The organism is Candidatus Phytoplasma palmae (genome assembly GCF_046896035.1).
GTDB classification, from domain to species: domain Bacteria; phylum Bacillota_I; class Bacilli_A; order Acholeplasmatales; family Acholeplasmataceae; genus Phytoplasma; species Phytoplasma palmae.
The window spans coordinates 1-13147 of record NZ_JBIPDD010000009.1; the positions used below are offsets into that span (position 1 = coordinate 1).

Sequence of the window (13147 nt, forward strand, 5' to 3'; positions counted from 1 at the left end):
GGGCTTATTTGAAACCTAATAAGAAATTATTAAGGCGCAATTTTTCTATTCGCATTCTAGCGCTTGCAAGCGTGCAGGTTCAAGTCCTGTCACCCGTACCATATAAATAAAAAAAGGGGATATGATGTAACGGCAGCATAACGGTCTCCAAAACCGCTTGTTCGGGTTCAAATCCTGATATCCCTGCCATTTATAATTTTTTAAAATTTTAATTTTAAAATATAAAAAGAATATAAAATAAATTATAAATATAAAAAAAAGAAAGTTTATAATAAACTTTCTTTTTTTTATATTTATTTATTTTTTAACAAAAAAATTGAAATCTTCATCTTTAAGGCTTTCTGATTTCATTTTTTGATAACCGTTTCCTTTCATAGAGAAATTATCCATTGTTTTAGTTTCAGTATTTAATCCATTAATTATTACAGGATTTACTTGTTCTTGCGGAAACTTTTGATCAAAACCTAAATTCATTAACGCTTTATTAGCGTTATAACGAACAAAAATTTCTACATCTTTTACTAAATTAACTTCATTGTATAAAATATAAGTTAATTCTTTTTGTTCGTGATAAAGTTTTTCTAAAAATTTATTCATCCAATTTTTTAAATTATTTTTAGTTTTTTCATCAAAATTATAATATAATTCTTTAGCTAATCTTGCTATATATAATCCGTGAACTGACTCATCTCTTATAATAAGATTAATTATTTCTCCAGCTTGCATTAACATTCCTATGCCGTAAAAATATAATGGATAATAAAATCCGCTATAAAATAACCAAGTTTCTAGAAAAACAGATGCTACCATGCTTTTCCATTTTATTTGATTAAACAAATCATTATCAAAAATATTATCTTGATTTTTTTTCATTATTATAATATTTTTTTCTAATTTTTCATATATGTCAACAATATAATTTAATATATTTTGTATATTTTTTTGTTTTTCTCCCCATGAAAACAATTTTTCAATTTCTTTTTTATTTAAAAAAGTTGTAAATATATTTGAATAACTTTTAGCATGAACTGCATTTTCCATAGCTCCCATAAAATTTAAAGTAGCTTTTTTTTGATGTTCGTGTGGCAAACAAGAGCGTAGAATGACTGGCATACCTATATCTCCTTGATATGTATCTAAAAAAGTCAAAACTAAAAGATTTCTTGAATAAGATTTTTTTTCTTGTGGGGATAAATTATTCCATATATTTAGATCACTTTGTAAACTAATATCTTCAGGACGCCAAAATTGACTTAAATTTTGTTCATAAAAATGTTGAGTATAACTATCTTCCAATTTATTCCAATTAGCTCCGTGATATACTAATTTTTTATTATTTTTCATATTACAACACCCCTTATATTTATTTTTTTTAAATTAAATTATTATGTTTTTGGATTTTATTTTTTAATTCTTCTAATACTTTTACGTTTTTATTTAAAAAATCTTTAACTTTTTCTCTGCCTTGTCCTATTTTTTGATCTTTATAGTTATACCAAGAACCGTTTTTTTGGATTAAGTCTAATTCAATAGATAGATCTAATATTTCTCCTGTTTTAGAAATTCCTTCTCCATATATTATTTCCAAACTAGCTATTTTAAAAGGCGATGAAACTTTGGATTTTACTATTTTAACATTAGATTTAAAACCTATAATTTTATTTTCTTCTTTTAAAAATTCTGTTTTTCTAATATCTAACCTTAGAGATGAAAAATATTTTAATGCTTTTCCGCCTGGAGTTATTTCTGGGTTACCATAAACTAAACCAACTTTTTCTCTTAATTGGTTTATATATATAACAGTTGTATTAGTTTTAGAAATTATAGTAGATTGTTTTCTCATTGCTTGACCCATCATTCTAGCATGTAATCCCATAAAAGAATCTCCAATTTCACCTTTTAGTTCAGCTTCAGGAGTTAAAGCTGCCACTGAATCTACTACTATTAAACTCATAATTCCGCTTTTAATTAATTGTTCTACTATATCTAAAGCTTTTTCTCCTGAATCTGGTTGAGAAATTATAAAGTTATCTAAATCAACTCCAATTTTTTTAGCATAATTAGGATCTAAAGCATTTTCTACATCTATAAATGCTACGTTTCCTCCTGATTTTTGTGCTTCTGCTAACATGTGCAATGCGAGAGTTGTTTTACCTGAACTTTCGGGTCCAAAAATTTCAATAATTCTTCCTTTTGGTATGCCTCCTATTTCTAACGTTATGTCTAAATTTAAAGATCCTGTAGAAATAACTTGTATAGGATTTATGTTTTTTGAATTTAATTTCATAATGCTGCCTTTACCAAAACGTTTTTCAATATTTTTTAATGTCTCTTCTAAAATATTTTTATTTATTTCGTTATTCATTATTTTGTTTAAAAATTCCTTTGTAATTATATTTTATAGTTTTTTATTATTTTATTTTGTTATTTTTTTTTGTAGAAATTTACTAAAATAATTTTAAAATTTTTTATTATGTATTCTAACCCTGATAGTATAATCAAAATAATATTTGTTATTAAAAAGAATTTTAATATATTGATTATTTTTATTTGAAAAAATATTATATTGTTAAAATATTTTTCTATCATATCAGAAAATAATAATAAAATTATTGAAAAAAAAGTAAAAAAAGTTTTGGCTTTACCAAGAAAAGAAGCAGAAATAATATTTTTTTGTTCAAAAGCTATTAAACGAACACCCATTATTAGAAAATCTCTAATTATGTTAACAATTAAAACACTAATAATAAAATATTCTATATTTTTATTGCTTTTATAATCATTTAATAAAACTCTGTTTTTACACAATATGTATAAATAAAAAAAAGAAATGATTACTAATAATTTATCAGCTATTGGATCGAAAAATTTTCCGAAAATAGTTTGTTGTTGAAATTTTCTTGCAATATAACCGTCTAAAAAATCTGTTATTGAAGCCAAAATAAAAATCATTCCAAACCAAAATTTAAATAATTTAAATGCATTTATATCATTTGTAATGTTTTTTTCATATTTAAGATATAAAAAAGGCAACAAACAAAAAACTAAAAAAATTCTAAAAATAGTAATTAAATTAGCTGATATTTTTATTAATTTTTTCATATTTTGATTTTCTTTCATAATTATTTTTTTATATAATTTTTTTAAGAAAATAACATTATTTAATTAACAAATAAATATTATTTATCATTTTTAAAATTTATATTTTTAATTATTTTTTCAGTTTTTTATTATTTAGGTAAAATTAATGTTGTTACATCATCAAATAAAAATAAAATTTTAATTTTTTTTTATATAAAATGATACAATTATATATATAAATTTATATTTTTTTATTTTTTGTGAATAAATTCAAAAAAATACAAAAATAACGAAATATAGATAAAAAATAATTTTTTTAATATTTTTCAATAATTTTACTTAATATTAATTATTCAAAATAACAATATGATTATTTTTATAAATAAACTATATAATTATTATAACATTTATGGTGTTAGTGAAAAAAATTAATTTATAAAAAGATTTAAAAAAGACAATATTTTTGATTAAAAAATTGGATTTTATTGTACAATAAAGTTTAAAATAGATTTAAATTAATATGCTGTAATATGTTATAATTATATGTAAAAATATTATTAGTTTGTCTGTTTGAAACTTTTTAAAAATTATTTAAAATAAATTAATTTTATTATGTTCTTTTTTCTTTTTTAGAAGAAAATAAATGAAATAGAAAAATATTTATAAAATTTTTTTATTTTAAATTTTTTTTAATTGTTTTTTAAAGGTAAAGAATAAATTTATTAAAAAAAATTATTAAATAAGTAAAAAAAATTAAAATAAAGAAAAATAAAAAAGAAAAGGGTATAAAATAATGGCTAATATAAAAAAACAAAAAAAACGTAATAAAACTAATGAAAAAAGAAGGCTGAAAAACGCTTCTTTTAAATCTTCTATTAAAACTGTTGTGAAAAAATTTAAGAAATCTATCATTTCAGGAAAAAAAGAAGAATCTTTGGCTTATTTGAATATTATTAATAAAAAGTTAGATAAAAGTTTAAGTAAAGGTATTTATCATTCTAATTTTGTATCTAGAAATAAATCTAATTTCACTAAGTTGTTTAATGATAGTAATAAAAATAAATTAAAAAATTAATTTTTTAAAAATTTATTTTGTATATTTTATTTTTTTTCAATATAATATTTAGAAAAATAAAATTTTAAAATTTTTTTCTGTTAAATTATAAATTTATAAGTTATAAAAATATTTTAGATTTTAGAGTTTTTTAAAAATTTATTAAAACTAAAAAAGGCTGTTTTATGTTAGAATTAAAATTTATTCTTAAAAATATTGATTTTGTTATAGAAAGACTTCAAGAAAGAAAAATTAATGTTGAATTTATAAAAAATCTTATTCCTTTAAGTGAAACTAGAAAGAATTTAATTTCTAAAATAGAAAAATTAAGATTTAAAAAGAATATTTCATCAAGAAATTTTTCTGATTTACAAAATGAATGTTTTACTGCCGAGTTAAGACAAGAAGAAAAAAATTCAAAACAAAAAATAAAAGAATTAGAAAAAGAATTACAATTAGTAGAAAATCAAATAAATAATATTTTATATAAAATACCTAATTTACCTCATGAATCAATTTTGAAACTAAAAACAAATAAAGAAATATATAAAATTTTAGATTTACCTAAATTTAATTTTAAAATCAAAAATCATATAGAATTAGGTAAGGAATTAGATATTTTAGATTTTTCTCAAGCGGCTAAAATTACAGGTAGTCGATTTGTTGTTTTGAAAGATATGGGAGCTACTTTAGAAAGATCTTTAATTAATTTCATGATAGATTTGAATAAATCTAAAGGATATAGAGAGATAATTCCTCCTTTTATTGTTAACGAAAAATCTATGTTTTCTACTGGTCAATTGCCTAAATTTGAAGAAGAACTTTTTGGTTTTTTATCTAATGGACGAAAGTTTTTTTTAAATCCTACTGCAGAAGTACCTATTATTAATTTACATCGTGATGAAGTTTTGTCTTTTGATCAATTACCTTTGAAATATGTGGGTTATACTACTTGTTTTAGGCAGGAATCTGCTGCTGCTGGAATTAATACAAGAGGTTTATTTAGGCAAAAGCAATTCAATAAGGTTGAATTAGTTCAATTTGTTGATCCTCAAAATTCTTATATTTTTTTAAAAAAAATGTTAGAAGATTCTGAAGATATTTTGAAAAAGTTAAAATTACCTTATAGAGTTTTAATTTTATCTCCTGATGATTTAGGTTTTGGAATGTCTAAAACTTATGATATCGAAGTTTGGTTGCCTGGACAAAATAAATATCGTGAAATAGCTTCTATTAGTAATTCTGAATCATTTCAATCTAAACGTGCAAATATTAAATTTGTTAACAATAATGAAAAAGGACAATATGTTCATATTTTAAATGGTTCCGCTTTAGCTGTAGGCAGAACTATGATTGCTATTATGGAAAATTATCAAAATCCAGATGGTAGCATTACAGTACCTGAAGTTTTACGTAGTTATATGAAAAAAGATATTATTAAAAAAAGTAATAAGTAATTTTTCTAAAAGTTAAAATTTTTCATTTTTATATAATTATTTTTATTTTAAAATTAAATTAATATTTTATGGTAATATTCACCAAGGAAGAAATTATGAAAAACATACAAAATCAATTAAAAAAAATAAGTATTGTGCATATTATTTTAATTATTTTATTAATTGGACTATTAATGTCTTTTTATGAAAAATTTAATAAAAATCAAAATTTACATAATCCTTTAGAAATAATTCATTTTTTGGAAAGTGAAGGAAATGATGGGGAAGTTATTGTTACAAGAATAACGCCTGTTTTAGTTTCTTCTTTTCCTCAAATGTATAATTTAAATGTTGATTACAGAAGAAAGGATAATCTTAAATTAGAGACTAGATCTTATAATTTAGTGGATAATAATTTATATAATAAAATTTGCGAAACTGTTCTAAATAAAAAATTTTATTATAAAATGGATGCTGTTTTGGAACCAGAAGATCCTTATTGGGGATTTAGTCCTTTATTTACTGCAGGGCGTTTTTGTTTTCATATAATTATTGCTTATTATATTTATACTATTTTAAGAACTACAGCAGGACAATTTATGGATCAGTTTGTAGATAAAACTAAAACTAATCAAAAAAGAAATATTTCACAACAACCTACTTTAACTTTTGATCAGATTGCAGGTGCTGATGAAGAAAAAGAAGAAATGCAAGAATTAGTGGATTTTTTAAAAAATCCTAAAAAGTATTCGGATATGGGTGCTAGAATACCTAAAGGAGTATTATTATCTGGTCCACCTGGCACTGGTAAAACTTTATTAGCTAAAGCTTTAGCTGGAGAAGCAAAAGTTTCTTTTTTTGCTGTTTCTGGTTCAGAATTTGTAGAAATGTTTGTTGGTGTTGGAGCTGCTCGTATCAGAAACTTGTTTCAAACAGCTCAAAGAAATGCTCCTTGTATAATTTTTATTGATGAGATAGAGAGTGTTGCTAGAAAAAGAGGGTTGACTTACGGTAATAGCGAACAAGAACAAACTTTAAATCAATTGTTAATTGAATTAGATGGATATAATCAAAATATAGGAGTTATTGTTATAGCTGCTACGAATCAGCCTAATTTTTTAGATCCTGCTTTATTAAGACCGGGTAGGTTTGATCGTCGTTTTACGATTAGTTTGCCTAGTGTTAAAGATCGTGAAGCTATTTTAAGATTACACGCTATGAATAAAAAACTTGCAGATGATGTAAATTTAGAAGATTTAGCTAAACAAACTCCTGGTTGTAGTGGCGCTCAATTAGAAGGAATTTTAAATGAAGCAGCTTTATTAGCTACAAGGAACGGAATGTTTGTTATTGATAAAAAAATCATTAGCGAAGCTTTAGATCGTATTTTATTAGGACCTGCTAAAAAAAGTAGAAAATATTCTCAAAAAGATAAAAAAATGGTTGCTTTTCATGAAGCTGGACATGCAGTTGCTTGTTTAACATTACCAGATGCTAAAAAAGTTCACAAAATAACTATTATTCCTAGAGGTCATTCTGGTGGTTATAATTTAATGTTAGATGATGAAGAAACTTTTTTCTTATCTAAAAAAAAGTTATTAGTGGAAATTGCTGTTTGTTTAAGTGGTAGAGCTGCTGAAGAAATTTTTTTAGATGATATTTCTAATGGGGCTAGTGAAGATTTTAGAGTTGCTACAGAAATAGCTAGAATGATGGTGACCAAATTTGGTATGAGTGTTGTAGGTTTAACTCAATTTTCTCAAGACGGACAACAATTTCAAAAAAATTTTTCAGATCCTAAAGCTTTAGAAATTGATCAAGCTATTCAAAATATTATAAGTGAATGTTATAAATTAGCTAAAAAAACTGTTTCTGAAAATAAAGAACTTTTATTTAAAATTGTAGAATATTTATTGGAAATCGAAACTCTAACGCAAAAAGATATTAATGAAATATATAATACAGGTAAAATTAAATGGTTTGAGGAAGAAAAAAAAAATCATTCTAAAGTTAATAAAAACATTATAGAAGATTTCGATAATTCTTCAAAAAAAGAACATAATACAAATCAAATAGAAGATCAAAAAAATGATGATAATAATAAAAAATCTGAAATTGAAGATTATGGTGATTTAGAATAATATTAAGTTTTATTTTGTTAACAAAATAAAACTTAATTTTTATAATTTTCATAGTGTTTTTAAATATAATTAATAAAAAAATAGGATTATCATAATAATGATAGAATTTGTTATTTCACAAAAAGAACAAAATTTACGTTTAGATTTATTTTTATCTAATAAACTCAATATTAGTAGAAATAAATGTCATTTTTTTATTGATTCAGGAATGGTTTTAGTTAATAAAAAAAAAATTAAAAAAAGTTATCTTTTAAAAAAAAATGATTTACTAACTTTTTATAAAAAAAAAGAAATTATTGAAAATAACGAAATAGAACCTATTAATCTTAAATTAGAAATTGTTTATGAAGATGAATATTTAGCTATTATTAATAAACCTTATGGTTTGATAGTTCATCCTTCTCCTAGTTTTTCAGGAATTACTTTAATTAATGGTTTATTTTATCAAATTAAAAGTTTACGAAAATTACCTGGTAATAGGCCTGGAATTGTGCATCGTTTAGATAAAGATACCACAGGATTAATTATTATTGGTAAAACTGAAGAAGTTATTATTAAAATTCAAAAACTTATACAAAAAAGAAAAATTAAAAGAATTTATTTTGCTTTAATTCATGGTTTTTTAGCAGATACAGGTAAAATAGATTTACCTATCAGAAGAGATTGTCATAATCGCCTTAAGATGTCTGTTTCTTCAAACGGAAAACCATCTATTACTTATTTTAAAACTTTAAAGAAATTTAATGATTTTTCTTTATTAGAATTACAATTAGAAACCGGAAGAACTCATCAAATTCGAGTTCATCTTTCTTTTTTGAAACATCCCATTTTGGGAGATATTTTGTATGGCAGAAAAGATAAACTAAAAATAAGACAGTTATTACATGCTAAGAAATTATCTTTTCAACATCCTATTACAAATGAAGATTTACAATTTGAAATACCTTTACCTTTACATTTTAAAAATTTTTTAGAATTTTTAGAGTCTTCAAAAAATAATAGTTGTTAGATTTTTGTATAAAATAAAAAATATTTATGATAAAGATAATTTTTAATATAACTTTAAACATAATAAAGGACAAAATATGTATTTTGAAATTATTCAAACAAAAATAAAAAGAATTTTAGAATCAAAATATGATATTAATATATCTTTGCGACAAAATATAAAAGATGATATTTTTGATTTATGTTTGCCTTTGTTTTCTTATAAGAATAAATTTCAAATAAGTTTTCTGGAAATATTTGAAAAATTTAAAAAAGAAATTATTTCTTTAGAAGAAATAGAAGATATTTTTTTTCAAAATGGTTTTTTAAACATCAAGTTAAAAAAAAAAAACATTAATAAAGATATTTTAATGAATGTTTTGAAATTAAAAAAAAATTATGCGCAAAAAAAGGATAACAAAAAAGTTATTATTTTGGATTATTCTTCTCCTAATATTGCTAAAAATTTTTCAATAGGTCATTTACGTTCTACTGTTATTGGCAATTCTCTAAAAAATATTTATAATAAATTAGGTTTTAGGACTATAAGTATTAATCATTTAGGAGATTGGGGAACTCAATTTGGTAAGATGATTTTATCTTATCAAAAATGGGGACAAAAAGAAGATATTATAAACAATCCTATTGATGAATTGCAAAAACTTTATATTCGTTTTCATGAAGAAGCTAATAAAAATGATGTTTTAAATCAGGAAGCTAGAAAAGTTTTTAATCAATTAGAAAATCAAGAAAATAATGTTATTGAGTTATGGAAATGGTTTAAAGAAATTTCTTTAATAGAATTTCAAAAAATTTATAATTTGTTAGGTATAAAATTTGATTATTATATAGGAGAATCTTTTTTTCATAACAAAGCTGTTGAATTATTAAAAATATTAAAGAAAAAAAAAATATTAATATTAGATAAAAAAGCTTATATTGTCCCTTTAGGGGATGAATATCCTCCTGCTTTGATACAAAAAGAAAACGGAAGTACTCTTTATTTAACAAGAGATATAGCTTGCGCTATTTATCGTTATCAAAAATTTAATTTTTATAAATGTTTATATGTTGTAGGAAATGAACAAAAATTACATTATCAACAAATGCAACAAGTCCTTTTAAAAATGGGTTATAATTTGAAATTAGAACATATTAATTTTGGATTAGTTTTAGCTCAAAATATAAAAATTTCTACTAGAAAAAATAATGATTATAAATTGATAGATATAATAAAAAAAGCTTCTTATCAAATACAGAATAAAATTATTAAAAAAAACCCAAATTTAAAAAATTTAGAAGAAATATCTCAAAAAATAGCTATTGGTGCTATTATTTTTAATGATTTGAAAAACGATCGTCATTTGGATATTGAATTTAATTTAAAACAAATGTTACAATTAGAAGGCAATACAGGACCTTATCTGCAATATACTGTTGTTAGATTAGAAAGTATTTTTAAAAAAAATCCAATTTCATTTGATCAAATAAATTTTTTAATTTGGGAAGATATTGAAATTTATTTACAAAAATCTTCTTATTTTGTTTTGATTAAACTAATAGATCAATTTGATGATATTTTAGACAAATCTAAAAATAAAAATATGCCTAGTATTTTAGCTAGATTTCTTATTATTCTGGCTAAAAAAGTAAACCAATTTTATTCCAAAAATAAAATTTTAGTGGATGATCAAAATTTGAAATATTCTAATTTAATATTAATAAAATCAGTTTTGGTTATTTTAAAAGAAGGTTTAAATATTTTAGGAATACCTATTTTAGAAGAAATGTAATATTTTTTTAAAATTAATTTCATGAAATTAATTAATTTTAAAAAAATTCTTAAGGTTGTTAGTTATGTGTTTAGATATTAAACAAAAAATAAAATTTTTAACAGAAAAATTAAATAAAGCTAATTATGAGTATTATCAATTAAATAAAACAACTTTAACAGATCAAAAATATGATTCTTTATTGAAAGAATTAATAATTTTAGAGAACAAATATCCTCATTATAAATTCAAAAATAGTCCTACTTTAAAAGTAGGAGGTTTTGTAAATTATAAATTTAAAAAAATATTACACGAAGAACCTATGTTATCATTAGATAATGTTTTTGACGAAAAAGGATTAAAAGATTTTTATAAAAGAATATCTAAAAAAATTGTTAATAATTTCGAATTTATTACTGAACTTAAAATAGACGGAGTTGCTATTAGTTTAAAATATGAAAAAGGTATTTTAATTTATGCAACTACTAGAGGTAATGGAACTGAAGGAGAATTAATTACTGATAATATTAAAACTATTAAAGATATTCCTTTAAAACTTAATCAACCTATTGATTTACTTGTAAGAGGAGAAATTTTTTTTGATAAAAATAATTTTGAAAAATTAAATAATTTGCAAAAAATTAATAAAAAAATTTTGTTTTCTAATGCTAGAAATGCTGCTTCAGGAACTTTAAGGCAATTAGATTCCAAAATTGTATCTCAAAGAAATTTATCTTCTTTTTTTTATTCTATAGTTAAACCTCCTTTTTTTATTAAAACACAAGAAGAAGTTTTAATTTTTTTGAAAAAAATGGGTTTTAATGTAAATCAAAATTATTATGTTACAAAAAATTTTGATGATTTAATTGAAAAAATTTATAAATTTGAACAATTATTAAATCAATTACCTTACAATGTAGATGGAGTTGTTATCAAAGTTAATGAATTACAATTTTATCCTTTGTTAGGGTGCACTTCTAAATTTCCTAGATGGTCTGTTGCTTATAAATTTCATTCAGATACTAATGAGACTATTATAAAAAAAATTTTTTTTCAAGTAGGAAGAACAGGCGCTATAACTCCTATAGGAGAATTAAGTCCTGTTGTTATATCTGGAAGTCTAATTTCTAAGGTATCTCTGCATAATTATAGTTATATTGAAAAAAAAGATATTCGTGAAAATGATTTTGTTTTAATTCATAAAACAGGTTCTGTTATTCCGGAAATAATTTCTATTATAAAAGAAAAAAGAACAAATCAAAAGATTTTTAAAATGATTAAGAATTGTCCTTCTTGTGATTCTTTATTAATCAAAAAAGATGATTATAATGTAGATTATTTTTGTTTTAATGATGAATGTCAAGAGCAAAAAATAAAAAAAATAATTCATTTTGCGTCAAAGGAAGCTTTGGATATTAATTTTTTAGGAGAAAAAAATTTAATTTTGTTATTTCAAAAAGGATTTGTTAAAAAAATTTCAGACTTGTATAAATTAAAAGATTTTTTTCCTCAAATAAAAAAATTACATAATTTTGGTAATAAAAAAATAAATAATATTCTAATTTCTATAGAAAATAGTAAATATAAATCTTTTGAAAAAATTTTATTTGGTTTAGGAATAGAGAATGTAGGAATAAAAGTTTCTAAATTATTAGTTGAAAAATTTAAAAATATTGATAATATAATTACATCTTCAATTCAAGAAATTTTAGAAATACCTTCTTTAGGGCATAAAATAGCTACAAGTGTTTATAAATATTTTAAAAATGAAAAAAATTTACAAGAAATTAATTTATTAAAAAAATATAATATTAATTTTTCTTCACAAGAAAACAATCAAAAAGAATATTTTGCATATAATAATGTTTTTTATAAAAAGAAAATAGTTATAACAGGAGTTTTTGTTAATTATTCTAGAAAAGAAATTATAAATATTTTGGAAAAACATAACGCTTATATTGTAAAATCAGTTTCTTCTAAGACAGATTATTTAATTTATGGAAAAAATTTTGGTTCTAAATTTCAAAAAGCTGTTGATTTATCTATTCCTATTTTAAATGAAAAAGAATTTTTTAATATTTTGGATATAAATAATTTTTCAAAAAAGGTTGAAAAAAATTAAATGAAAAGCATTGGTATTGATTTAGTAGAAATTAAAAAAATTAAAAAAATAGGTATAGATAAATTTGTTAATCGTATTTTTTCTCCTTCAGAAAAAGTTATTTATTCGCAAATTAGTAATTTAAAAAGAAAATACAGTTTTATAGCAGGTAGATTAGCAGCTAAGGAAGCTATTTTTAAAGCTTTTCGAAAAGGTAATTTAAAAAATAATTATTCCGATTGGTCTATTTTAAATGATGAAAAATTTGGATTTCCTTATGTAGAAGGACCTTTAGAAGAAAAAAAAATTATGATTTCTATTACTCATACTGAAAATTATGCTGTAGCTTTTGTTATTTTATTTGTTAATTTATAAATTTTTTATAATTTTTCAATAAAAAAAGAGTCCTTAAGACTCTTTTTTTATTGAATATTGTTTTTTATTTTATTTTTTTAGATTTTTTATAAAAAACTATTAAATACAAAATTATTTGTATTGAAAAAATAATAAATAAAATATTATCGAGATAGAATTAGACCGTTTTTCTATTACTAGATATTAATCTAAGCCCCTCA

At 21.5% G+C, this 13147-nt stretch carries 10 protein-coding genes and 1 tRNA gene; 8 read left to right on the forward strand and 3 right to left on the reverse strand.

Annotated features, from left to right (window positions below; genetic code table 11):
- The first annotated feature begins 115 nt into the window (after positions 1-115).
- Positions 116-189 (forward strand) — tRNA-Trp (locus tag ACHMP6_RS01390).
- Positions 190-297: 108 nt separating this feature from the next.
- On the opposite strand, the gene nrdF is transcribed toward ACHMP6_RS01390, so the two are convergent.
- Genes nrdF through ACHMP6_RS01405 form a run of 3 tightly spaced genes read right to left on the reverse strand, consistent with a single transcriptional unit; the run spans position 298 to position 3120 of the window.
- On the reverse strand, positions 298-1344 hold the full coding sequence (gene nrdF, locus ACHMP6_RS01395) for a class 1b ribonucleoside-diphosphate reductase subunit beta (RefSeq protein ID WP_412097747.1): 1047 nt from the start codon (positions 1342-1344) through the stop codon (positions 298-300).
- Positions 1345-1372: 28 nt separating this feature from the next.
- A complete protein-coding gene (recA, locus tag ACHMP6_RS01400; protein ID WP_412097748.1) occupies positions 1373-2365 on the reverse strand; it encodes a recombinase RecA in 993 nt (330 codons plus the stop codon).
- A 59-nt stretch (positions 2366-2424) separates the two neighbouring features.
- Positions 2425-3120: a CDP-alcohol phosphatidyltransferase family protein gene (locus ACHMP6_RS01405; RefSeq protein WP_412097749.1), complete on the reverse strand. Its 696-nt coding sequence runs from the start codon at positions 3118-3120 to the stop codon at positions 2425-2427.
- 754 nt (positions 3121-3874) lie between these two features.
- On the opposite strand from ACHMP6_RS01405, the gene rpsT reads away from it, so the two are divergent.
- The 7 genes from rpsT (at position 3875) to acpS (ending at position 12947) form a co-directional block, all read left to right on the forward strand.
- Positions 3875-4156 carry a 30S ribosomal protein S20 gene (gene rpsT, locus ACHMP6_RS01410; protein WP_412097750.1) on the forward strand — a complete coding sequence of 94 codons (282 nt, stop codon included), beginning with the start codon at positions 3875-3877 and terminating at the stop codon, positions 4154-4156.
- 164 nt (positions 4157-4320) lie between these two features.
- Positions 4321-5592, forward strand: coding sequence for a serine--tRNA ligase (gene serS, locus ACHMP6_RS01415; RefSeq protein WP_412097751.1), 1272 nt, complete (start codon positions 4321-4323; stop codon positions 5590-5592).
- Positions 5593-5687: 95 nt separating this feature from the next.
- Complete coding sequence (gene ftsH / locus ACHMP6_RS01420) at positions 5688-7712, forward strand: ATP-dependent zinc metalloprotease FtsH (RefSeq protein WP_412097752.1); 2025 nt, start codon at positions 5688-5690, stop codon at positions 7710-7712.
- Between the two features lie 97 nt (positions 7713-7809).
- Positions 7810-8721, forward strand: a complete 912-nt coding sequence (locus tag ACHMP6_RS01425) for an RluA family pseudouridine synthase (protein ID WP_412097753.1) — start codon at positions 7810-7812, stop codon at positions 8719-8721.
- A gap of 76 nt (positions 8722-8797) precedes the next feature.
- On the forward strand, positions 8798-10492 hold the full coding sequence (gene argS / locus ACHMP6_RS01430; protein ID WP_412097754.1) for an arginine--tRNA ligase: 1695 nt from the start codon (positions 8798-8800) through the stop codon (positions 10490-10492).
- A 64-nt stretch (positions 10493-10556) separates the two neighbouring features.
- Positions 10557-12593 carry an NAD-dependent DNA ligase LigA gene (gene ligA / locus ACHMP6_RS01435; protein ID WP_412097756.1) on the forward strand — a complete coding sequence of 679 codons (2037 nt, stop codon included), beginning with the start codon at positions 10557-10559 and terminating at the stop codon, positions 12591-12593.
- A complete protein-coding gene (gene acpS, locus ACHMP6_RS01440) occupies positions 12594-12947 on the forward strand; it encodes a holo-ACP synthase (RefSeq protein ID WP_412097755.1) in 354 nt (117 codons plus the stop codon).
- Positions 12948-13147: the final 200 nt, after the last annotated feature.